Below are 19,746 nucleotides of genomic sequence, written 5' to 3'. Positions count from 1 at the left end.
CGGCGAACTCATCGACTGCTTCACGCACCAGGAATGCGAAAACTACTTCGCCGCCTGCGGATACGATGCAGATTGATCGGAAAACGCTCTAGCTTCCGGCTGTGCGATTTCCTGGGTAACAACCGTCCACCCTTTTTCGCGTGCACACGCGATCACCCAAGGGTCCGCGCCAGACAGGAACTTCGATATCCCTGCTGGCCTGTAGCCCTTGTCAAAGCAATGCTTGGTAATAACGGGCATCTGTAGCTGTACTGGCTGCTCGTCAGCTGGAAGTACCCAGCCGGGATCATCCACTGAAGCGAACCACTCAGATAATTGGTCTTTCTGCGCGAGAATCTCATCTTTTACTGGGGTGATTGTGAATAATCTGGAGCCAAGCTCGCTCTCAAGCCACGACCAAAACTTCGGAACAATATCGAACGCATAGTAAGAGTTTGCTGCTTGGATGAAAACATTTGCATCAATAACGTACATCGCTACGCAGAATTCCGCTCATAGAGTTCACGAACTTTGCTTGGTTGAATTCCAAGTAACTGGCCGGCTTCTCTAAACATGATCCTTCCGACCGCAGCTTCACGGGCAACGGCGTTAGTGAAAGTTCTTCCATTTCTAGATGGGATAGTTCGGTAGTAACTGCCACCACCAATGCGGGACGTATCCATTTCGGACCATCGTTTCTGCTCTTGAAGGTAGAATTCCCTGTAGTCTTGATCACCTATGAAATTCTGCTCGAGGGCGCGTCGCGCAATCACAATTCTGCTTACACTAAATCTATCGGCAATCTCATCAACCTGATCGTTCAGCTCAATCCGATGTTTCCATTGATGTACAAATTCATTGCTCGGAACAAGTATTTCTGCAGCAATAGCGTTACACTTTTTCTCAATCTTCTGATCTCCTGTCGAGATAATGTCTGACAGGTCTCCTGTATCAATCGAGGATTCCCCGATCCAAAGGTGCGCTAGTTCGTGTGCAAATGTAAATATCTGCGCCGATTTCGCGTCCCTGCCATTTAGGAATATCAGTGGAACAATTTTGTCTGCAATGGCAAAGCCTCGCAGACTTTCTATTGGTATTGTTCTGTGCGTGTTATTCCCTACGACACCGGATCGCATGACCCAAATGCCGATTTTTTCCGCGGCGCGGATGAATTCATCCAGAAATCTTTCAAAATTCTTTCGTGTCACAAACAGGCTATTGCTTGCGCGACCAAGTTCTGAGCGAATGTCGCTCGCAATTAACGTCGCGGGCTGGTCGGCGTTATACCGGGAGATGAAATCAAGTTCATCGAAGCCCTCTTCAATTCGAAAATCCCTGTACCAATCCCTTTTGAACTCAATGTCTGAGAGCAAGTCGAAAATATCCCTGCTCATCTTTCTTGAAGAATCAGGTAGTTTTCGAAACTCGACCACAGGAATTTGTTCTTTTGGGGGTTCGGGGAGATACAAAAAGCCAAAAGGAATCTGCAATATCTTCGCAATTCTCTGGGCCTGCTTGAAAGATGGACGTTGTTCGCCACTTATCCATTCGTTCACACGGGCCTCAGTCGTGGCAAGCTTTTCAGCCACGCTCTCGGGTGATTGACCTGCGCGTTGAAAGGCCCAGCGAAGAACCTCGTTGTTTATATAAGCTGTTGCCAAGCTACCGATGTCCGTTTGTGTACCCTCTCCAATGTAGTCGTCCGAAGCAGAACCTATCAACCGGGTAGAGCGCTTGTTGATGCATGATTGTCGGTAGGATTGAGGCTTGGATACCCCCCCACACCCCCTACCCCTCCCCGCCACTCCCTGTTAAAACCCTCCCGCTCACACCGGAGGACCGCGCGCATGCCACATTATCGCTCCCGCACCACGACCCACGGACGCAACATGGCCGGGGCCCGCGGGCTCTGGCGGGCGACGGGGATGAAGGATGACGACTTCGGCAAGCCGATCGTCGCCATCGTGAACTCCTTCACCCAGTTCGTGCCGGGCCACGTGCACCTGAAGGACCTGGGCCAGATGGTCGCGCGCGAGGTGGACTCGGCCGGCGGTGTGGCCAAGGAATTCAACACCATCGCCGTAGATGACGGGATCGCGATGGGGCATGACGGGATGCTGTACTCGCTGCCCTCGCGCGAGATCATCGCGGATTCGGTCGAGTACATGGTGAACGCGCATTGCGCCGACGCGATGGTCTGCATCTCGAACTGCGACAAGATCACGCCGGGGATGCTGATGGCCGCGATGCGGCTGAATATCCCCGTCGTCTTCGTCTCGGGCGGGCCGATGGAGGCCGGCAAGGTCGAGTGGGAAGGGCAGGAGCGCGCGCTGGACCTCGTCGACGCGATGGTCGCGGCGGCGGACGACAAGTATTCGGACGAGCAGGTCTCGGCGATCGAGAGCGCGGCCTGCCCGACCTGCGGGTCGTGCTCGGGGATGTTCACGGCGAACTCGATGAACTGCCTGACCGAGGCGCTGGGGCTGTCGCTGCCGGGCAACGGCTCGACGCTGGCGACGCATGCGGACCGCAAGCGGCTGTTCGTGGAGGCGGGGCATCTGATCGTGGACCTCGCCAAGCGGTATTACGAGGGCGAGGATGCGAGCGTCCTGCCGCGCAACATCGCGACCTTCGAGGCGTTCGAGAACGCGATGAGCCTGGATATCGCGATGGGCGGGTCGACGAACACGGTGCTGCACCTGCTGGCGGCCGCGCATGAGGGGGGCGTGGAGTTCTCGATGGCCGATATCGACCGGCTGTCGCGGCACGTGCCCTGCCTGTGCAAGGTGGCGCCGGCGAAGGACGACGTGCATATGGAGGATGTGCACCGCGCGGGCGGGATCATGGCCATTCTCGGCGAGCTGGACCGGGCGGGGCTGTTGGATCCGTCGGTGCATACGGTGCATGCGAAGACGATGGCCGAGGCGCTGGCGCGCTGGGACGTGAAGCAGACCACGGCGAGCTCGGTGCATGCCTTCTACTCGGCCGCGCCGGGGGGCGTGCCGACGCAGACGGCGTTCAGCCAGGACAAGCGGTACGAGTCGGTGGATCTCGACCGCGAGGGCGGCGTGATCCGGGCGTGGGAGCACGCCTTCTCCAAGGATGGCGGGCTGGCGGTGCTGTACGGCAACCTGGCCGAGGACGGCTGTATCGTGAAGACGGCCGGGGTGGACGAGTCGATCCTGGTGTTCAAGGGGCCGGCGCATATCTTCGAGAGCCAGGACGCGGCGGTGTCGGGCATCCTGACGGGTAAGGTCAAGGAAGGCGAGGTCGTGCTGATCCGCTACGAGGGGCCGCGCGGGGGGCCGGGGATGCAGGAGATGCTGTACCCGACGAGCTACCTGAAGTCGAAGGGGCTGGGGAAGGCCTGTGCCCTGGTGACCGACGGGCGGTTCTCGGGCGGGTCGTCGGGGCTGTCGATCGGGCATGTGAGCCCGGAGGCGGCCGAGGGCGGCACGATCGGGCTGGTGGAGCAGGGCGACATCATCGAGATCGACATCCCCAACCGGTCGATCCATCTGGCGTTGGACGATGCCGAGCTGGCCGCCCGGCGCGAGGCGCAGGAGGCCAAGGGCTGGCAGCCGGCGGCGCCGCGCAAGCGCAAGATCACCACGGCGCTGAAGGCCTATGCGGCGATGACGACGTCGGCGGCGAAGGGGGCGGTGCGGCAGGTCTGACCGCCGGTCAGCGCCAGCGGCGGCACAGGCCCGCGGCGATCATCGTGTCCGAGATGCTCCGGCCGCCGGAGACGCGGCAGGTGCCGCTCCGGCGGTCGTAGGAGGTCTCGCCGGTGCGGCGGCAGGTGACGGTCTCGTGGCGCAGAAGGCTGCGCAGCGCGGCCGTGGCGCGGTCTCCGGCGAGCGTGCCGGCCTCGGGACAGTCGAGGGTGGCGAAGCGGACGGCCGTGCCGGCGAGTTCGATCGTGTCGCCGTCGCGGACGTGCGAGACCGTGCCGGAGATCTCTCCCGCGGGTGCCGAGGTGGAGGCGGTGCGACCGAATCCGCCCCAGGCGTCGCCTCCGTTCAGGATACGCACGTCCGGCGTGGCGGTGTCGGAAGGCTCGGACCCGGCGGCGCGGTCGTGGACCGACAGGACGACCAGCGCGGCCGTCGCAAGGATCGCGGCACCGTCGATCAGCGGCAGCCGCCGGAGCCTTTGCCAAGCAGTGTGGCGCGGGCGCCCGATGCGCGGGGTATCGACCGATCCCATGGCGCCGAGCGTACCACGGCCATGTGGCGCGCGTGGGGCGGACCAGAGGCGCTACCCGCGCCCGGCGATCTGGGTCAGGAACACGCCGGCCACCATCACGACGATGCCGAGGGCCCGGGTCGGGGTGATCGGCGCGGACTGGGCGAGGAACAGGCCGAAATGGTCGATGACCGCGGCGGACAGAAGCTGGCCCAGCAGCACGAAGAACACCGCGTTGCCGACGCCGAAGCTGGGCGCGATCCAGGTGATCGACAGGACGTAGAAGGCGACGAACAGGCCGCCGAGGTAGAAGTGCCACGGCACCGTGCCCGCGTCCCGGACGGAGCCGCCGAGAAGCGCCAGGCACAGGCCCGTCGCTGCCAGCGCCACCAGGAACAGGATGGCGGCGGCCGCGATGGGAGAGCCGAGCTTCTGCCCGAGCCCGGCGTTCAGCGCGGCCAGGATCGGTATGCCGACCCCGGCGGCCAGCATGATGGCGGCCGATTGCGTCGTTGAAATCATCGCTTTCCCTTTCCGTGTCGTGGCGGTACCGAAGAGCGCAACCGATCCGGCGCCCGTGTCAAGGCGGACGCGGCGGAGACCGACCTGCGACACCGACCTGCGACAAGGAGCCGAGCATGACGCGCACAGTCTACGTCAACGGAGAATACCTGCCCGAGACCGAGGCCACCGTCTCGGTCTTCGACCGGGGGTTCCTGTTCGCCGACGGGGTCTACGAGGTGACCAGCGTGCTGGGCGGCAAGCTGATCGATTTCGACGGCCACGCGGCGCGGCTGGAGCGGTCGCTGACCGAGTTGGACATGGCGGTGCGGCTGCATCGCGACGAGCTGCTGGAGATCCACCGCGAACTGGTGACGCGCAACGACATCGAGGACGGCCTGGTCTATCTGCAGATCACGCGCGGCTCGGACGGGGACCGGGATTTCGTCTACCCGGCCGAGGACACGCCGCAGACCGTGGTGCTGTTCACCCAGTCGAAGCCGGGCCTGGCGGACAGCCCGGCGGCGAAAAAGGGGATCAGGGTGATCTCGATCCCCGACCTGCGCTGGGACCGGCGCGACATCAAGACGGTGCAGCTTCTGTACCCGTCGATGGGCAAGATGGCGGCCAAGGCCGAGGGGTGCGACGACGCCTGGATGATCGAGGACGGCAAGGTCACCGAGGGGACGTCGAACAATGCCTATATCGTGCAGGGCAACAGCATCGTCACGCGCGAGCTGTCGACCGACATCCTGCACGGGATCACCCGCGCCGCGGTGCTGCGCTTTGCCCGCGAGGCGCAGATGCAGGTGGAAGAACGCGCCTTCACGCTCGACGAGGCGAAGGCGGCGGACGAAGCCTTCGTGACCTCGGCCTCGACCTTCGTGATGCCGGTGGTGGAGATCGACGGGGTCGCGCTGGGCGACGGCACGCCGGGCCCGGTGGCGCGGCGGCTGCGCGAGATCTACCTGGACGAGAGCCGGAAGGCGGCGATCTGAGGGGGCGCTTCCGGCGCATCCCGGACCGGCCGGGGGCCGGTCCCCTTAGTTGAACAGCAGCCCGCGCAGCGAATACCGCCCGCCGATGACCGAGCGGATGCGCACGCGCTTCTCGCTCGACGAATACTGGCCGTACATGATCGACCGGATCGCGGCGAGCTGGTGCGTGCTGAGTTCGCGCGCCTCGACGTCGGGCACGTAGAGGTGCAACTCGCGGTCGACCGCAGCGATGAGCTGGGTCCGGCCGTCCTTGGCCAGGGCGGGCGTGGCGGCGGTCAGGGCGAGGCAGAGGGCAATGGCGGTACGTCTCATGGCGCGGGGCATGGCGCGGGCTCCCTATCGGTCTGTGGCATTGCGCAGCGCGGTCTTCAGCTTCTGCCGCTTGCGGAAATAATCGTCGTCGTTCTCGTTCAGGATCCCGTAAAGCCGCGCGACGGTCGCGGTGTCGAACAGCGAGACATCCACGTCGAGGCCGTAGCGCTCGATCCGTTGCTGAACCAGCGCGACGAGCTGCGGGCTGGGATCGGCCGCCGCCGGCGCGGCCGCGGCGAGGGCGAGGACGAATAGGGCGGCGTATCTCATCGGGCCTCCTGGGGCGGTGCCAGAGTACCGGGCGCCGCCGCGGCGGGGCAAATCACGTTTGCGACGCTAGCGCCCGCGCGGCGGACCTGCGCTCAGCGCTCGCCCACGTTTTCGCGGAATGCCTTCTCGAACTCCGCCTGTTTCTCGGGCGACGCCTCGGTCTGGTTCTGCGCCTTCCACTGGTCGTAGGGCATCCCGTAGAAGGCCGCGCGCCCTTCTTCCTTGGTCATCTCGATGCCGCGTTCGTTCGCGGCCTCCTGGTACCAGCGCGACAGGCAGTTGCGGCAGAACCCGGCAAGGTTCATCAGGTCGATGTTCTGCACGTCCGGCCGGTCCTCCATCAGGTGCTGGCGCAGGCGGCGGAAGGCGGCGGCCTCAAGTTCGGTGCGGGTCTGGTCGTCCATGGCGTCCTCCTGTTCGCTCAAAGCTGGGTGCGGGCCAGCGTCTGGTCAAGGATCGGGGCGAGGCGGTCGGCCCAGTGACGCTGCTGCTCCTCCGTCTCGATCAGGTCGTGGCGGATCTCGATCAGCGCGTTCGGCCGGCCGCGGTGCAGCGCATGGCGGTCGACGCTGTCGCCCTTCAGCTCGCCCGAGTAGGGCTCGTTCTCGCCGACGAACAGGTCGGGCTCTTCGCGCAGCCGCTCGATCAGCGCCTTGCCGAAGCGGGCGTCGTAGCCGTAGAGCACGCCGACCTGCCAGGGCCGCATCGCCCGGCCGTTGAGGCGCGGGGTGAAGGAGTGGACGGCGATATAGACGGTGTCGTCGCGCCGCGCGGCCAGCCGCTCCACCTCGGCATGATAGGGCCGGTAGCAGAGGGTCAGGCGCCGCTCGCGCTCGGCCGCGTCGATCCGGCGGTTTCCGGGAATCACCGTGCCGTCGTAAAGCTGCATCAGCAGGGTCGGATCGTCCTCGCCCCGGTTGGGGTCGATCACCAGGCGCGAGAAAGTGGACAGCACGGCGGGACAGTCCAGCCGCTCGGCCAGCCGGCGCGACACGCCCGCGGCGCCGATGTCATAGGCGATGTGGCGCCCCATCTCGCGCGGCGGCAGGCCCAGGTCGCCGCCCGCGATCATCGGCGGCACCGCGTTCGAGGCATGGTCGCAGGTGACCAGCCAGCGGCCGGGACGGGTCTCTCCGACGGTCTCGTAGGCCTGAAAGCCCATCGTTTCGGCACTCCTTGAACTGCGCGAACTGAATATGACGGCCGGGCGGGAAGCGCCAGTTGTCACGTTGGGGCTTTTGCTCCATACGGGGGGCGAACCGCGCTGGGACCGCTAACACTTGCATAGGACGAGTAGCCCATGAGACGTCTTCGCAACATCAAGATCGTGGCGACGCTGGGCCCCGCGAGCAACGGTTACGACATGATCCGCGCCCTGTTCCGCAACGGCGCCGACGTGTTCCGCCTGAACATGAGCCACGGCACCCACGAGGAGATCGCGCTGCGCCACGCCAACATCCGGCGGGTCGAGGAGGACACCGGCCGCCCCGTCGCGATCCTGGCCGACCTGCAGGGGCCGAAGCTGCGCGTCGGCGTCTTCGCCAATGGCGAAGAGGAGCTGGAGGCGGGGCAGCTGTTTCGGCTGGACCTCGACGAGGCGGAGGGCGACGCGACGCGCGTTCAGCTGCCGCACAAGGAGATCTTCGAGGCGCTTGAGCCCGGGGCGACGGTACTGGTCAACGACGGCAAGATCCGGCTCCGGGTGCAGGAGTGCGGCGCCGATTTCGCGAGCTGCGAGGTGATCGCCGGCGGCACGATCTCGAACCGCAAGGGCGTGAACGTGCCCGACGTGGTGCTGCCGCTGCACGCGCTGTCCGAGAAGGACCGCAAGGATCTGGATTTCGTCTGCGAGCTGGGCGTCGACTGGGTGGCGCTGTCCTTCGTGCAGCGGCCCGAGGACATGATCGAGGCGCGCGAGCTGGTGAACGGCCGCGCCGCGGTGCTGGCCAAGATCGAGAAGCCGTCGGCGGTGAAGGCCTTCGACGAGATCCTCGAGGTATCCGACGGGATCATGGTGGCGCGCGGCGATCTCGGCGTGGAATGCCCGGTGCAGAACGTGCCGCCGATCCAGAAGCGGCTGATCCGCAAGTGCCGCGCGGTGGCCAAGCCGGTGATCGTGGCGACCCAGATGCTGGAATCGATGATCGACAGCCCGATGCCCACGCGGGCCGAGGTGTCGGACGTGGCCAACGCCATCTACGAGGGCGCCGACGCGGTGATGCTGTCGGCCGAATCGGCGGCCGGCAGCTACCCGATCGAGGCGGTGCAGACGATGCACAACGTCGCCGTCGAGGTGGAGAGCGACGACACCTACCGCCAGGTGATCGAGGCGTCGCGCGGGGCGGAAAAGCAGACCGTGGCCGACGGCATCGTCTCGGCCGCGCGCGAGATCGCCGAGACGGCGGACATCAAGGCCATCGCCTGTTTCTCGCAGTCCGGCCGGACCGTGTCGCTGGTGGCGCGCGAGCGACCGCGGGTGCCGATCATCGCGCTGGCCGCCACGGTGACCACGGCGCGGCGGCTCTGCCTGACCTGGGGGGCGCATTGCGTCAAGACCGACGAGATGGGTCGGTTCAAGGAGGCGGTGGTACGTGCCGTCCGGGCGGCCACGCATGAGGGCTTCGCCACCCGCGAGGACGATATCGTGGTGACCGCCGGCGTGCCCTTCAACATTCCCGGGACGACCAACATCTTGCGGGTCGCGCCCTGCGACGAACGCAAGATCTACGCGGCCGAGCCGGAGTAGGGCGGTGAGCCAGGCCGACCTCTTCCTCGTCATCGGGATACTGGTCTGCGGTTTTTCCATTCCCGCGCTACTCGGGGCGCTGGCCGACCGCCGTCGGCCCTGGGTGGCCGGCATCGTGATCCTGATCGGCGCGGGGCTGGCCGGGGTCGCGCTCAGCCAGCAGAGCTATGCGCTGGAAGAGGTGCCCGAAGCCTTCGTGCGGGTCGTGGCGTATTTCGTCCGGTAGCGGGCCGGCGTCGAACGGGGTGCGTCTGCGGAAGCCTGTTCCGGCAGGCGGAGAGGTGGCGCCACGGGGACGCCGGTTCGCCAACCTCGATCGCGGAATTCTTCTCGTGAGAAATACGCCCGCCGGAGGCGCGCAGTGTCCGGACGGACGCCGCGCGCCCGGTCCGCCCGCGGAACCCTCTTGCACGACCGGCGCCGGGGCCCTATACGGCGCGCTCTGGAAGAACTGCGCGGCCGGCCGGTTTGGCATGCCGAGTCGCGCTGAAAACCGCAAGGAGACGGAAATGCCGAAGATGAAGACCAAGTCGAGCGCCAAGAAGCGCTTCAAGGTGACGGCCAACGGCCGCGTCAAGGTCGCCCAGGCCGGCAAACGCCACGGGATGATCAAGCGCACCAACAAGTTCATCCGCAATGCGCGCGGTACCGATCTTCTGTCCAAGCCGGACGAGAAGATCGCGAAGAAATTCATGCCGTACGACCGCTAAGGAGGATTTGATATGCCGCGCACCAAAGGGGGCACCGTCACCCACGCCCGCCACCGCAAGGTCGTCAAGGCCGCGAAGGGCTATTACTCGTCGCGCCGGACGAACTTCAAGACCGCCACGCAGGCCGTCGACAAGGCGAACCAATACGCGACCCGCGACCGCAAGAACCGCAAGCGCAACTTCCGCTCGCTGTGGATCCAGCGGATCAACGCCGCGGTCCGCGCCCATGACGAGGCGCTGACCTATTCGCGCTTCATGAACGGCCTGGGGCTGGCCGGGATCGACGTCGACCGCAAGGTCCTGGCCGATCTCGCCGTCAACGAGCCCGAGGCGTTCGGCGCCATCGTGGACCAGGCCAAGGCCGCGCTGCCGGCCTGACCGGGGTCAGCGAAGCGAAACAATCGGGGGCCGTGCCGTCCGGGCGCGGCCCCTTTCCTTTGCGCGGCGATCAGAGCCACATGGCGCTGAGCGGGTTGGCGCAGGGCCTGGCATAGGGGTCGGGCATCCCCAGATAGACCAGCGGCTCGCCGGTTTCGTGGGCGCGCACCGCGTTCGTGGCGCGCAGGAAGGTGCGGATGACCGCCTCTTCCAGGCCGGCGCGTTCCGCGCGGGGGCCGGGCAGGAGCGGGCTGAGCATCCAGGTCGTAGGTTTGGTGATGCGCTGTGCCGGCGGGGTCGTGTCGTTCCAGATCGCCGCGACATCGACGATGAAGACTGCCGCTTCCGGATTGCCGGCGATCTTGTCGCCGAAGCCGTCGCGCAGGATGCGCCGCAGCTCGTCCTCGATCCGCCGGGTCACGAGCGGCAGGGCCACCGCCGCCGCCACCGCGCCGAGCCCCCCGGCGAGAAGCGCCCGCCGCCGCATCAGACCGACCGCCCGGCACGCAGCGCCAGCGCCGACAGCGTCAGCGTCGGATTGGCGGCCGAGGAGGTGGGGAAGGCGCCGGAACCGAGCGCGTGAAGCCCGCCGAGCCCGTGGCAGCGCAACAGGTCGTCGGTGACCGATTGCGTCGGGTCGTGGCCCATGCGGTGGGTGCCCTGGATGTGCGCCTCTGTGTGGGAGAAGCGTTTGCCTACGATGCCTTCCACCGGAAACGGCAGGATATCGGCCAGCCGCTCCTCTGCCCGTGCGATACCTGCATAGGCATAGTGCGAATGGCCGAGCCAGGTGATCTGCGGTTCGCCCGCGTCGTCGAGCGTGATGCGGTTGCCGGGCTGGGGCAGATCCTCGGCGATGAGCTTCAGTCTCATCCGTTCGATCCAGCGGCCACGGTCGCTGCGCAATTCGTTCGGGGCGTTGTAGTTCTCGACCAGCGCCGCGGCGGTCGTGTCGCGGTGCGCGCCGTCGTAGAAGGCGAAGCAGTGGCCGGTGATCGAGGTGCCGCCGAAGTAGTTCGGCGCCCCCACGTCCAGTATCACGTCCTGGCTTGTCTGCTCGTGCAGGTAGCGGCCCAGCGCAGGGCTTGTCAGGCCGCTGCGCAGCAGGATCGCCGCGTTCCCGATGGCGTTGGTGCCGAGGGCGACGTGGCCGGCGTGCACTCGCGTCTCGGCCCCGTCCGCGTCGCGCAGCAGGACTCCGGTGGCGGCGCCCGCGGCGATGTCGACCTGGCGGAGCTCCGTCTCCATCGCGATCCGCACGCCCTCGCGGGTGAAGGCGCCCATGCCGTTGAGGATCGAGAACTTGGAATCCACGGGGCAGAGGTCGCAGACCCCGTTGGCGCAGCACGGGTTGCGCGCCCCGCCATTGGCCCGGGCGCAGGCCACCGGCAGCCAGATGTCGGGGCGCGCGGCGATGCAGGCGGCATCGGTGCGCGACAGGGTATGCGGCGGATAGGGAAACGGGCCGGACCGGGGATGAACGGGGTCGTCGTCGGGGCCCGCGACCTCCATGACCTGTTCGACCTCGGCGTAGAACGGCTCCAGCGCGTCGTAGTCCAGCGGCCAGGGCGCGCCGACCCCGTGATCCTCGAACAGACGGAAATCGGCCGGGTGAAACCGGGGGACCTGCCCCCACCAGCAGTTGGAATTGCCGCCGAACATGGTGTGTGCGACCCATCGCTTCGGCATGTCCGACCGGTTGTCGAGCGCGATGGGCTCCTGCGGGCGCGACCTCTCCTCGACCTGGACCGCGTGGGGGATCAGCGGGCCCTTCTCGACGATCAGCACACGCGCGTCGCGGGGCAGGCCACGAAGGAAGAACATCGCCGAAAAGCTGCTGCCGGCGATCACGACGTCCCAGCGCTCGGCGGCGGCCTCGGCCGCGGTGATCCGGTCGAACATGGGCCGACTGCTCCTGCCCCGTTTCGGCGGAGTATAGGGGGGGGGGGCCGGTCCGAAGGCAAGCGGGCCGGCCTTGCATTCGGGGAGCGCGCTGGGTAGCAGATGCCGGCACCCGATCCGGCGAGGCGAAGATGGACGATCTGAGGCAGAAATACCTGGATGCGATTGCCGGCGCCGGCGACGAGGCCGCGCTGGAGGATCTGCGCGTGCAGGCCGTGGGCAAGAAGGGCGAGGTCTCGCTGAAGATGCGCGAGCTGGGCAAGATGAGCCCGGAAGAGCGCCAGGTGATGGGGCCCAAGCTGAACGCGCTGAAGGACGAGATCAACAGCGCGCTGGCGGCGAAGAAGGCCGCGCTGGCCGATGCGGCGCTGGACGAGCGGCTGCGGACCGAGTGGCTGGACGTCACGCTGCCGGGCCGGCACCGCCGCGTGGGCACGGTGCACCCCGTCAGCCAGGTGACCGAGGAGGTCACGACGATCTTCGCCGACATGGGCTTTTCGGTGGCCGAAGGCCCGCAGGTCGAGACCGATTGGCACAACTTCGACGCGCTGAACATCCCGGCCGAGCATCCCACCCGGACCGAGATGGACACGTTCTACATGGCGCAGGCCGAGGGCGACGACCGGCCGCCGCATGTGCTGCGCACCCATACCTCGCCGGTGCAGATCCGCGCGATGGAGCTGGCCGGCGCGCCGCTGCGGGTGATCTGCCCGGGGCGGGTGTACCGGGCCGACTACGACCAGACCCACACGCCGATGTTCCACCAGGTCGAAGGCCTGGCGATCGACCGCGACATCTCGATGGCGAATCTGAAGTGGTGCCTGGAGGAATTCTGTCGCGCCTTCTTCGAGGTGGACGAGGTGGAGCTGCGCTTCCGCGCCTCGCACTTCCCCTTCACCGAGCCTTCGGCCGAGGTCGACCTGCGCTGTTCCTGGGAGGGCGGGCAGCTGAAGGTCGGGCAGGGCGACGACTGGATGGAGATCCTGGGCTCGGGCATGGTGCATCCCAAGGTGCTGGCCGCCGGCAACATCGACCCCGACCAGTGGCAGGGCTTCGCCTTCGGCATCGGGATCGACCGGCTCGCGATGCTGAAATACGGCATCCCGGATTTGCGGGCGTTCTTCGACAGCGACCTGCGGTGGCTGAAGCATTACGGCTTCGCGGCGCTCGACGTGCCGACGCTGGCGGGCGGGTTGTCGCGGTGAGGGAATGGCCCTTCGGGCCATGCCTCCGGCGGGCGTATTTGGAACGAGAAGAAGGTGGGGGGCGGTCTGCTGGGCCGGACGGGGGCGTGACCACCCCTGCGTTCCGGCCTTCGGTCGCCCGAGGCGCTGCTTGACCGCCCTGTGAAGGGCGCGGCATTCTAAACGCGCCACGGGAGGGAGGCGGTGATGCTTAAGCTGATCGTACTGACAGGTCTGGCGTTGACAGCAATGCCCGCGACGGCGCAGGAGCGCTACCCGTTCTGCGAGACCTATGTCTATGCGGACACCACGGCCTTTCCCTGTCTGCCCTGCATGCTGACCGTGCGGCGCGACGATGCGGCCGAGACGTACTATCTGACGTCGAACAACGGCTGGACGGCGGAGCTGGAATGGTACGAGACGGGGCCGGACAGCGCCGAGGGTGTGGGGCGCTGGGCCGACGAGGCCGGGGAGATGTATGGCGGGCAGACCTTCCGGATCAGCGCGGGGACGGACGGGCCGGACTGGCTGGCCGTGACCATGGCGCATGACGCAAGCTGGCTGGCGCCCTCGATCAATCTCGGGTTTCGCTGCGCGGAGTGACCGCAGCGCCCGCGCAAGCGGCTTGACCGGCGAACGGGGCGGCGGCACGTTACCCGGAGTCCCACCGAAGGAGATTTCCGATGCGTTTCTTTCTGCCGGCCGCCCTGGCGGCCCTGCTGGCGCCGCTCGCCCCGGCGCATGCCGACGAGACCTGGCGGGCCGATACCGGCATGATCGCCTATCTGGCGGAGGAGGAGGGCTATGCGATCTTCTCCTTCACCACCGATCAGGGCTATCCGGCCAAGCTGTACATCCCGGGACTGGCCGGGAATTACGACAGCCGCGGCACGCATGACGCCTTCTGGATCGGCGAGGGCGCGGCGACCTGCCCGGCCGATCTGGGCTATGGCGAGGCGATTACCGGGAACTGGGGTCAGGCACGGCTTCTGTTCGACGAGCCGGCCTTTCCGACCTCGTTCACCCTGCTCATGGGCGACTGTTTCGGGGCGCTGGACCGGGCGGTGCGGGCGGAGACGACCTATTACGACTGACTTGCGGGATCGGGCGGGGCTGCTAGCTCTGGCGGGGTGAGGCCGCGACAGAGGGGAGAGCCGATGCAACTGTTCCGCCACGAGAACCGCGAGCGCAACCACCACACGCGCCGCGTCTACGCGATGTTCGAGCTGGTCTATACCTGCGTCGACTTCTCGGCCGCGGTCTGTTTCTTCGTCGGGTCGGTCCTGTTCTTCTGGCAGGAGACGGAGACGGCGGCGATATGGCTGTTCGTCGTGGGCTCGCTGCTATTCGCCGCCAAGCCGTCGCTGCGGCTGGCGCGGGAGATCAAGCTGGCGCGCATGGGCAAGCTGGAGACGCTGGCGGAACGGATGGAGGGCTGAGGGGCGCTGTCCTGCACCGCCCCTCGCGACCGCATCAGCCCCCTTGCGTATTCCGGCCAAGATGAAGGGGTCGTGGCCCTTCCGGTCGCGCCAGCCTTCGGGTAAGGACGGCGCGATCCGAAACCGAGGCGAGAGGCCGAAGCGCGATGAAGTTCACCCTGTCCTGGCTGAAGGAGCATCTCGACACGCAGGCGAGCGTGGCCGAGATCGCCGAGACGCTGACCGATCTGGGGCTGGAGGTCGAGGAGGTGATCAACCCTCTCGACGCGCTGAAGGGCTTTACCGTCGGCTATGTCAAGCGCGCCGAGCAGCATCCGGATGCCGACCGGCTGCGCGTCTGCCAGGTGGAGACGGACGAGGGCGACAAGCAGATCATCTGCGGCGCGCCCAACGCGCGGGAAGGCATCCGCGTGGTGGTGGCGAAGCCGGGGATGCATATCCCGGGGATCGACACGACGATCCAGGTCGGTAAGATCCGCGGCGTCGAGAGCCACGGCATGATGTGCTCCGAACGCGAGATGGAGCTGTCGGAAGAGCATGACGGCATCATCGAGCTGCCGGGCGCGCCGGCGGTGGGCACGGCCTTTACCGACTGGCTGGCCGAGCATCAGCCGGAAAAGGTCGACCCCGTCATCGAGATCGCCATCACCCCGAACCGGCCGGACGCGCTGGGGGTGCGGGGCGTGGCGCGGGATCTGGCGGCGCGCGGGCTGGGCGTGCTGAAGCCGGGCGACGTAGCGCCGGTGCCGGGCGCGTTCCAGAGCCCGATCAAGGTGACCATCGCCGATGACGTAAAGGCGAAAGGCTGCCCGCATTTCACCGGCCGGGTGATCCGCGGCGTGACCAACGGGCCCAGCCCCGACTGGCTGCAGCAGCGGCTGCGCGCCATCGGGCTGCGGCCGATCTCGGCGCTCGTCGACATCACCAACTTCTTCACCTACGACCGGAACCGGCCGCTGCACGTCTTCGACGCCGACATCGTCAAGGGCGACCTGGAGGTGCGCTGGGTCGACCGGCCGACCGAGTACGAAGGGCTGGACGACAAGACCTATACCGTCGAGCCGGGGATGATGGGCATCTACGACGCCGAGGGGCTGGAAAGCATCGGCGGCTGCCTGGGCGGGGCGCATACCGGCTGCACCGAGAAGACGGTGAACGTGTTCCTGGAGTCGGCCTACTGGGATCCGGTGACCATCGCGGCGACGGGGCGGCGGCTGAAGCTGAACTCCGACGCGCGCTACCGGTTCGAGCGGGGGGTGGACCCGGACTTCACGCTGCCGGGGCTGGAGGCGGCGACGCGGATGATCCTGGAGATCTGCGGCGGTGAGGCATCCGAGGTGGTGCAGGACGGCGCGCCGCTGGACACCGACCGGGCCTACCGGCTGGACACCGACCGGGTGGAATCGCTCGTCGGCATGGACATCCCCGGAGCGACGCAGCGCGCGACGCTGGAGGCCCTGGGCTTCCGGCTGGAGGGCGACATGGCGCATCCGCCGTCCTGGCGGCCCGACGTGCGCGGCGAGGCGGACCTGGTGGAAGAGGTGGCGCGGATCGCGTCGCTGACGAAGCTCAAGGGCCGGCCGATGCCGCGGCCGCAGGCGGGCGTGCCGAAGCCGGTGCTGACGCCGATGCAGCGGCGCGAGGCGATGGCGCGGCGGACCTGCGCGGCGCTGGGCTACAACGAATGCGTGACCTATTCCTTCATCGACGAGGCCTCGGCGCGGCTGTTCGGCGGCGGCGACGATGCGGCGCGGCTGGAGAACCCGATCTCCAGCGAGATGAGCCACATGCGCCCGGCGCTGTTGCCCGGCCTGTTGCAGGCGGCGGCGCGCAACCAGGCGCGCGGCTTCTCGGACCTCGCGCTGTTCGAGATCGGCCCCGCCTTCCATGGCGGCGAGCCGGAGGAACAGCATCTGCTGGTCACCGGCCTGCTGGTCGGCCACACCGCCCCGCGCGACGTCCACGGGGCGCGGCGGCCGGTCGACGTGTTCGACGCCAAGGCGGATGCCGAGGCCGTGCTGTCGGCCATCGGCGCGCCGGCGAAGATGCAGATCCAGCGCGGCGCGCGCGGCTGGTGGCATCCGGGGCGGCACGGGATGCTCTGCCTGGGCCCGAAGAAGGTGCTGGGCGTGTTCGGCGAGCTGCATCCCAAGGTGCTGCGCGAGATGGACGTGAAGGGGCCGGTGGTGGCCTTCACCCTCTGGCCCGAGGAAGTGCCGGCGCGGCGCGCCGCGGGCGCCACCCGCGCGGCGATGGAGATCAGCGACCTGCAGGCGGTGGAGCGCGATTTCGCCTTCGTAGTGGACGAGGACGTCGAGGCGGCGGCGCTGGTCACCGCGGCCGCCGGAGCCGACAAGACGCTGATCGAGGATGTGCGCGTGTTCGACGAGTTCGTCGGCGGCGCGCTGGGCGCGGGCAAGAAGTCGCTGGCGCTGACCGTGCGGCTGCAGCCGAAGGGCCAGACGCTGACCGAAAAGGACATCGAGGCGGTCGGCGCCAAGATCGTGGACAAGGTCGCGAAGGCGACCGGCGGGACGCTGCGAGGCTAGGGGTCGGACCGCTGGCGCGGTCCGATCCGCGGGGCGGCGCTGTCCCCGTCGTTCAGTGTGCCTGGGCGCCGCCGCTGAGCGTATTTTTCAACGAGAAGAAGTTGCGGGGTCAGTCCGATTGGGCCGGGGCCCGCGCGCTCGGCGGCAGAAAATCGTTGCCCGAACCGGGTGACTTGGGGTAAAGGCGCAGGCCTCGACACTCCAATGGACGGAGACGACATGAAACCGACAGCCGCGCCTCGCGCGCCGAGATTGCCCTAGCCGCCGTCCGACGGGTCTTCCCGCGGGCGTCCATGACGTTTTGCGGGAAAGACCGATGCTTCCCCACGAGATCGATCATATCCGGCAGGATCTGCCGGACGAGATGGCGTTTCCCTATTACGCCGACCGCGAGAGCCCCTGGCTTCTGGCCCGCCGGATGCGTGCGCCCGAGAAGGTGGCCGTGCTGCGCCAGGGGCCGCTGGCGCGCTATCTCGACCGCCCGCTGGTCAAGCCTGTGGTGGCGGAGTGCGGCGGCGTGCTGGACCCCGGCGACGTGTGGGCCGCCGGGCAGGCCGACGTCGCGGCCCGGCGCGACCTGTCGCGGCCGGCGCTGGCCGGGGCGATCGCGGCCTTCGACGTGCCGTGGTTCGACTTCGGGCTGAGCTTTGCCGCCTGGGGAACCGGCCACCAGCCGCAATCGGCGCAGATGAGCCGGTCGGGCGGCAACCTGGTGATCCAGCTCGGCTTCCCGTCGGACCACGCCTGGCTGATGGCACAGTACGGGCAGGGCAAGCGGCGCAAGACCTTCGAGTATGTCGAGCACCCGATCCGCCGGAGCGGCCGGCCGACGCTGGCCTGGGCGCGGGTGGACGTGGACTGCGCGGCGGGGGTCGCGCTGATCGAGGAGGTGCAGAACGACTGGCTGCGCTTCGCGGCCGAGACCGCCCTCTACCTGCGGCGCACCGCGCAGCGCGGGGCCGAGGTGCGGCGTATCTGCGGGTATTCCGACGCGCTGCGGCAACGCTACGGGCGGATCTGGCCGCGGGCGATGCTGCTGGCGGTGCTCGCGGTGCTGGTGGAAGAGCTCGGGATCGCCGAGATCTGGATGCATCAGCCGGAGGCGGGGGCCGTCTACAAGCATATCCGGGGGCGGACGCCGCCGGTGTCGCTGTACTCGGCGCTGCCGAAATCCTTCGGGTTCGAGCCGGTGGCCGAGGCGCCGCCGTTCCTGGCGCGCTACAAGCGGAAGACGATCGGCAAGCTGCGCCGGCGCGGGCTGCCGGTGTTCTGGCGGCTGGCGCTGTGACGCTCGCCGCGGCCGGGCGCTTTGACAATCGGCCGCCGGACGGGCGACGCTGCGGGAAGGAGGTGCGACATGGAACGCTTTCGCGACCGGCAGGACGCCGGGGACCGACTGGCCGAGGCGGTGGCGGCGCTGGCGCCGCAGGATCCGGTGGTGCTGGCGCTGCCGCGGGGCGGGGTGCCGGTTGCGGCGCCGGTGGCCGCGCGGCTTGGCGCGCCGCTGGACATCGTCTCGGTCCGCAAGATCGGCGCGCCGGGCAACCCGGAATATGCCGTGGGCGCCCTGGTGGACGGCGACCCGCCCGAGCCGGTGTGGAACGAGGAGGTGCTGGCGGGCCTGGGCCTGAGCCGGGACGACCTGCAGGAGACGGTGGCGCGCGAGTCCCGCGTGCTGGCCGAGCGGCGGGATCTGTACCTGAAGGGCCGGGCGCCGGTGCCGCTGGAAGGGCGCGACGCGGTGGTCGTGGACGACGGCATCGCCACCGGCGCGACGCTGCGCGCGGCGCTGAAGGGGCTGGCGGCGCGGCGGCCCGCGCGGGTGCTGCTGGCCGTGCCGGTGGGGCCGCCGGGGGTGGAAGAGGATTTCGCGGGTCTGGCCGACGCGGTCGTTTGCCTCGTGACACCGCGGCCTTTCCATGCTGTGGGTCAGGGATATATAGCATTCGGGCAGACCAGCGACGCCGAGGTCGTGGCCTGCCTGGACCGGAACGCGGAGGGACAAGATGGCGCTTAACGTCTACCTGTCGGGCGAGATCCATACCGACTGGCGCGAACAGATCGTCGAGGGGGCCAAGGGGCTGAACGTGGCCTTCGACGCGCCCGTGACCGACCACGGGGCGAGCGACGATTGCGGCGTCGCGATCCTGGGCGCGGAGGAGAACAAGTACTGGCACGACCACAAGGGCGCGATGGTCAACGCGATCCGCACCCGGCAAGGGATCGAGGACGCCGATATCGTGGTGGTGCGCTTCGGCGACAAGTACAAGCAGTGGAACGCGGCCTTCGACGCGGGCTATGCCGCGGCGCTGGGCAAGTCGCTGATCGTGCTGCACGGGCCGGACCACGCCCACGCGCTGAAGGAGGTGGACGCCGCCGCGCTGGCCGTGGCCGAGGAGCCGCGGCAGGTGGTGGATATCCTGCGCTACGTGCTGACCGGGGCGCTGCCGGCGCGGTAGACCCTGCGCTGTCGGCCGCCAGGCGCCGGGCGGTCGTCCGGCAAAAAGAGACAGTGTGGCCGTCGGGCGTCCACTGTTTCGCGACCGGCGCCAGCGGAAAATTGGCTCTTCGCGAATTCCCGGTTTCGGGC

The 19,746-nt window shown here is 67.7% G+C and carries 24 protein-coding genes; 14 read left to right on the top strand and 10 right to left on the bottom strand.

The window, feature by feature from the left end; all coding sequences use genetic code 11:
• Window positions 1-42: 42 nt before the first annotated feature.
• Together P1J78_RS18220 and P1J78_RS18215 are read right to left on the bottom strand one after the other, a co-directional pair.
• Window positions 43-474 carry a DUF4411 family protein gene (locus P1J78_RS18220; RefSeq protein WP_275568811.1) on the bottom strand — a complete coding sequence of 144 codons (432 nt, stop codon included), beginning with the start codon at window positions 472-474 and terminating at the stop codon, window positions 43-45.
• Between the two features lie 2 nt (window positions 475-476).
• The gene (locus tag P1J78_RS18215; RefSeq protein ID WP_275568810.1) at window positions 477-1,784 is read right to left on the bottom strand and encodes an XRE family transcriptional regulator; all 1,308 of its coding nucleotides are present in this window, start codon (window positions 1,782-1,784) and stop codon (window positions 477-479) included.
• Between the two features lie 42 nt (window positions 1,785-1,826).
• Here P1J78_RS18215 and ilvD point away from each other — a divergent pair, with 42 nt between their 5' ends.
• Window positions 1,827-3,656 carry a dihydroxy-acid dehydratase gene (gene ilvD, locus P1J78_RS18210; protein WP_275568809.1) on the top strand — a complete coding sequence of 610 codons (1,830 nt, stop codon included), beginning with the start codon at window positions 1,827-1,829 and terminating at the stop codon, window positions 3,654-3,656.
• A 7-nt stretch (window positions 3,657-3,663) separates the two neighbouring features.
• Here the strand turns inward: ilvD and P1J78_RS18205 are convergent, their stop codons facing one another.
• Both P1J78_RS18205 and P1J78_RS18200 read right to left on the bottom strand, forming a co-directional pair.
• The gene (locus tag P1J78_RS18205; RefSeq protein WP_275568808.1) at window positions 3,664-4,188 is read right to left on the bottom strand and encodes a thermonuclease family protein; all 525 of its coding nucleotides are present in this window, start codon (window positions 4,186-4,188) and stop codon (window positions 3,664-3,666) included.
• A gap of 51 nt (window positions 4,189-4,239) precedes the next feature.
• A complete protein-coding gene (locus tag P1J78_RS18200; protein ID WP_275568807.1) occupies window positions 4,240-4,689 on the bottom strand; it encodes a DMT family transporter in 450 nt (149 codons plus the stop codon).
• A 116-nt stretch (window positions 4,690-4,805) separates the two neighbouring features.
• On the opposite strand from P1J78_RS18200, the gene P1J78_RS18195 reads away from it, so the two are divergent.
• A complete protein-coding gene (locus tag P1J78_RS18195) occupies window positions 4,806-5,666 on the top strand; it encodes a D-amino-acid transaminase (protein WP_275568806.1) in 861 nt (286 codons plus the stop codon).
• Between the two features lie 45 nt (window positions 5,667-5,711).
• On the opposite strand, the gene P1J78_RS18190 is transcribed toward P1J78_RS18195, so the two are convergent.
• The 4 genes from P1J78_RS18190 to P1J78_RS18175 all read right to left on the bottom strand — a co-directional run bounded on the left by P1J78_RS18190 (window position 5,712) and on the right by P1J78_RS18175 (window position 7,410).
• The gene (locus tag P1J78_RS18190; RefSeq protein WP_275568805.1) at window positions 5,712-5,978 is read right to left on the bottom strand and encodes a hypothetical protein; all 267 of its coding nucleotides are present in this window, start codon (window positions 5,976-5,978) and stop codon (window positions 5,712-5,714) included.
• A 24-nt stretch (window positions 5,979-6,002) separates the two neighbouring features.
• Window positions 6,003-6,248: a hypothetical protein gene (locus P1J78_RS18185; protein WP_275568804.1), complete on the bottom strand. Its 246-nt coding sequence runs from the start codon at window positions 6,246-6,248 to the stop codon at window positions 6,003-6,005.
• A gap of 92 nt (window positions 6,249-6,340) precedes the next feature.
• Window positions 6,341-6,652 (bottom strand): DUF1244 domain-containing protein, encoded by a 312-nt coding sequence (locus tag P1J78_RS18180; RefSeq protein WP_275568803.1) that lies wholly within the window; start codon window positions 6,650-6,652, stop codon window positions 6,341-6,343.
• 17 nt (window positions 6,653-6,669) lie between these two features.
• Window positions 6,670-7,410: an N-formylglutamate amidohydrolase gene (locus P1J78_RS18175; protein WP_275568802.1), complete on the bottom strand. Its 741-nt coding sequence runs from the start codon at window positions 7,408-7,410 to the stop codon at window positions 6,670-6,672.
• 138 nt (window positions 7,411-7,548) lie between these two features.
• On the opposite strand from P1J78_RS18175, the gene pyk reads away from it, so the two are divergent.
• The 4 genes from pyk to rplT all read left to right on the top strand — a co-directional run bounded on the left by pyk (window position 7,549) and on the right by rplT (window position 10,082).
• A complete protein-coding gene (pyk, locus tag P1J78_RS18170; protein ID WP_275568801.1) occupies window positions 7,549-8,994 on the top strand; it encodes a pyruvate kinase in 1,446 nt (481 codons plus the stop codon).
• Between the two features lie 4 nt (window positions 8,995-8,998).
• Window positions 8,999-9,220 carry a hypothetical protein gene (locus P1J78_RS18165; RefSeq protein ID WP_275568800.1) on the top strand — a complete coding sequence of 74 codons (222 nt, stop codon included), beginning with the start codon at window positions 8,999-9,001 and terminating at the stop codon, window positions 9,218-9,220.
• A gap of 283 nt (window positions 9,221-9,503) precedes the next feature.
• Window positions 9,504-9,704, top strand: coding sequence for a 50S ribosomal protein L35 (gene rpmI, locus P1J78_RS18160; protein WP_275568799.1), 201 nt, complete (start codon window positions 9,504-9,506; stop codon window positions 9,702-9,704).
• Between the two features lie 12 nt (window positions 9,705-9,716).
• Window positions 9,717-10,082, top strand: coding sequence for a 50S ribosomal protein L20 (gene rplT / locus P1J78_RS18155; RefSeq protein WP_275568798.1), 366 nt, complete (start codon window positions 9,717-9,719; stop codon window positions 10,080-10,082).
• Between the two features lie 70 nt (window positions 10,083-10,152).
• Here rplT and P1J78_RS18150 read toward each other — a convergent pair whose 3' ends face one another.
• Both P1J78_RS18150 and P1J78_RS18145 read right to left on the bottom strand, forming a co-directional pair.
• The gene (locus P1J78_RS18150; RefSeq protein WP_275568797.1) at window positions 10,153-10,569 is read right to left on the bottom strand and encodes a hypothetical protein; all 417 of its coding nucleotides are present in this window, start codon (window positions 10,567-10,569) and stop codon (window positions 10,153-10,155) included.
• Window positions 10,569-11,984 carry a GMC oxidoreductase gene (locus P1J78_RS18145; protein ID WP_275568796.1) on the bottom strand — a complete coding sequence of 472 codons (1,416 nt, stop codon included), beginning with the start codon at window positions 11,982-11,984 and terminating at the stop codon, window positions 10,569-10,571. The genes P1J78_RS18150 and P1J78_RS18145 overlap by 1 nt, the downstream gene beginning before the upstream one ends.
• 131 nt (window positions 11,985-12,115) lie before the next feature.
• Between P1J78_RS18145 and pheS the strand changes: the two genes are divergently transcribed.
• The 8 genes from pheS to P1J78_RS18105 all read left to right on the top strand — a co-directional run bounded on the left by pheS (window position 12,116) and on the right by P1J78_RS18105 (window position 19,615).
• Window positions 12,116-13,189: a phenylalanine--tRNA ligase subunit alpha gene (gene pheS, locus P1J78_RS18140; protein WP_275568795.1), complete on the top strand. Its 1,074-nt coding sequence runs from the start codon at window positions 12,116-12,118 to the stop codon at window positions 13,187-13,189.
• A 186-nt stretch (window positions 13,190-13,375) separates the two neighbouring features.
• The gene (locus tag P1J78_RS18135) at window positions 13,376-13,771 is read left to right on the top strand and encodes a hypothetical protein (protein ID WP_275568794.1); all 396 of its coding nucleotides are present in this window, start codon (window positions 13,376-13,378) and stop codon (window positions 13,769-13,771) included.
• An 80-nt stretch (window positions 13,772-13,851) separates the two neighbouring features.
• Complete coding sequence (locus tag P1J78_RS18130; RefSeq protein ID WP_275568793.1) at window positions 13,852-14,262, top strand: hypothetical protein; 411 nt, start codon at window positions 13,852-13,854, stop codon at window positions 14,260-14,262.
• A gap of 63 nt (window positions 14,263-14,325) precedes the next feature.
• Window positions 14,326-14,607 carry a YrhK family protein gene (locus P1J78_RS18125; RefSeq protein ID WP_275568792.1) on the top strand — a complete coding sequence of 94 codons (282 nt, stop codon included), beginning with the start codon at window positions 14,326-14,328 and terminating at the stop codon, window positions 14,605-14,607.
• Between the two features lie 146 nt (window positions 14,608-14,753).
• The gene (gene pheT / locus P1J78_RS18120; protein ID WP_275568791.1) at window positions 14,754-17,156 is read left to right on the top strand and encodes a phenylalanine--tRNA ligase subunit beta; all 2,403 of its coding nucleotides are present in this window, start codon (window positions 14,754-14,756) and stop codon (window positions 17,154-17,156) included.
• A gap of 316 nt (window positions 17,157-17,472) precedes the next feature.
• Window positions 17,473-18,444, top strand: coding sequence for a hypothetical protein (locus tag P1J78_RS18115; RefSeq protein ID WP_275568790.1), 972 nt, complete (start codon window positions 17,473-17,475; stop codon window positions 18,442-18,444).
• 69 nt (window positions 18,445-18,513) lie between these two features.
• Window positions 18,514-19,173 carry a phosphoribosyltransferase gene (locus P1J78_RS18110; protein ID WP_275568789.1) on the top strand — a complete coding sequence of 220 codons (660 nt, stop codon included), beginning with the start codon at window positions 18,514-18,516 and terminating at the stop codon, window positions 19,171-19,173.
• On the top strand, window positions 19,163-19,615 hold the full coding sequence (locus tag P1J78_RS18105; RefSeq protein WP_275568788.1) for a YtoQ family protein: 453 nt from the start codon (window positions 19,163-19,165) through the stop codon (window positions 19,613-19,615). Before P1J78_RS18110 ends, P1J78_RS18105 begins: the two co-directional genes overlap by 11 nt.
• The last annotated feature ends 131 nt before the right edge of the window (window positions 19,616-19,746 follow it).

It is taken from the genome of Psychromarinibacter sediminicola (assembly GCF_029168335.1).
Lineage (GTDB): Bacteria > Pseudomonadota > Alphaproteobacteria > Rhodobacterales > Rhodobacteraceae > Psychromarinibacter > Psychromarinibacter sediminicola.
The sequence above is the reverse complement of the archived record's forward strand: the minus strand, read 5'-3'. Positions and strand labels throughout refer to the sequence as shown.

What these genes read in the sequence shown, in the direction of transcription:
- P1J78_RS18190 (WP_275568805.1), bottom strand. Translation starts at nt 5,978, where the DNA reads ATGAGACGTACCGCCATTGCCCTCTGCCTCGCCCTGACCGCCGCCACG.
- ilvD (WP_275568809.1), top strand. Translation starts at nt 1,827, where the DNA reads ATGCCACATTATCGCTCCCGCACCACGACCCACGGACGCAACATGGCC.
- P1J78_RS18205 (WP_275568808.1), bottom strand. Translation starts at nt 4,188, where the DNA reads ATGGGATCGGTCGATACCCCGCGCATCGGGCGCCCGCGCCACACTGCT.
- P1J78_RS18220 (WP_275568811.1), bottom strand. Translation starts at nt 474, where the DNA reads ATGTACGTTATTGATGCAAATGTTTTCATCCAAGCAGCAAACTCTTAC.
- pheT (WP_275568791.1), top strand. Translation starts at nt 14,754, where the DNA reads ATGAAGTTCACCCTGTCCTGGCTGAAGGAGCATCTCGACACGCAGGCG.
- P1J78_RS18150 (WP_275568797.1), bottom strand. Translation starts at nt 10,569, where the DNA reads ATGCGGCGGCGGGCGCTTCTCGCCGGGGGGCTCGGCGCGGTGGCGGCG.
- P1J78_RS18115 (WP_275568790.1), top strand. Translation starts at nt 17,473, where the DNA reads ATGCTTCCCCACGAGATCGATCATATCCGGCAGGATCTGCCGGACGAG.
- P1J78_RS18130 (WP_275568793.1), top strand. Translation starts at nt 13,852, where the DNA reads ATGCGTTTCTTTCTGCCGGCCGCCCTGGCGGCCCTGCTGGCGCCGCTC.
- rpmI (WP_275568799.1), top strand. Translation starts at nt 9,504, where the DNA reads ATGCCGAAGATGAAGACCAAGTCGAGCGCCAAGAAGCGCTTCAAGGTG.
- pheS (WP_275568795.1), top strand. Translation starts at nt 12,116, where the DNA reads ATGGACGATCTGAGGCAGAAATACCTGGATGCGATTGCCGGCGCCGGC.
- rplT (WP_275568798.1), top strand. Translation starts at nt 9,717, where the DNA reads ATGCCGCGCACCAAAGGGGGCACCGTCACCCACGCCCGCCACCGCAAG.
- P1J78_RS18175 (WP_275568802.1), bottom strand. Translation starts at nt 7,410, where the DNA reads ATGGGCTTTCAGGCCTACGAGACCGTCGGAGAGACCCGTCCCGGCCGC.
- pyk (WP_275568801.1), top strand. Translation starts at nt 7,549, where the DNA reads ATGAGACGTCTTCGCAACATCAAGATCGTGGCGACGCTGGGCCCCGCG.
- P1J78_RS18180 (WP_275568803.1), bottom strand. Translation starts at nt 6,652, where the DNA reads ATGGACGACCAGACCCGCACCGAACTTGAGGCCGCCGCCTTCCGCCGC.
- P1J78_RS18125 (WP_275568792.1), top strand. Translation starts at nt 14,326, where the DNA reads ATGCAACTGTTCCGCCACGAGAACCGCGAGCGCAACCACCACACGCGC.
- P1J78_RS18185 (WP_275568804.1), bottom strand. Translation starts at nt 6,248, where the DNA reads ATGAGATACGCCGCCCTATTCGTCCTCGCCCTCGCCGCGGCCGCGCCG.
- P1J78_RS18200 (WP_275568807.1), bottom strand. Translation starts at nt 4,689, where the DNA reads ATGATTTCAACGACGCAATCGGCCGCCATCATGCTGGCCGCCGGGGTC.
- P1J78_RS18105 (WP_275568788.1), top strand. Translation starts at nt 19,163, where the DNA reads ATGGCGCTTAACGTCTACCTGTCGGGCGAGATCCATACCGACTGGCGC.
- P1J78_RS18110 (WP_275568789.1), top strand. Translation starts at nt 18,514, where the DNA reads ATGGAACGCTTTCGCGACCGGCAGGACGCCGGGGACCGACTGGCCGAG.
- P1J78_RS18195 (WP_275568806.1), top strand. Translation starts at nt 4,806, where the DNA reads ATGACGCGCACAGTCTACGTCAACGGAGAATACCTGCCCGAGACCGAG.
- P1J78_RS18135 (WP_275568794.1), top strand. Translation starts at nt 13,376, where the DNA reads ATGCTTAAGCTGATCGTACTGACAGGTCTGGCGTTGACAGCAATGCCC.
- P1J78_RS18145 (WP_275568796.1), bottom strand. Translation starts at nt 11,984, where the DNA reads ATGTTCGACCGGATCACCGCGGCCGAGGCCGCCGCCGAGCGCTGGGAC.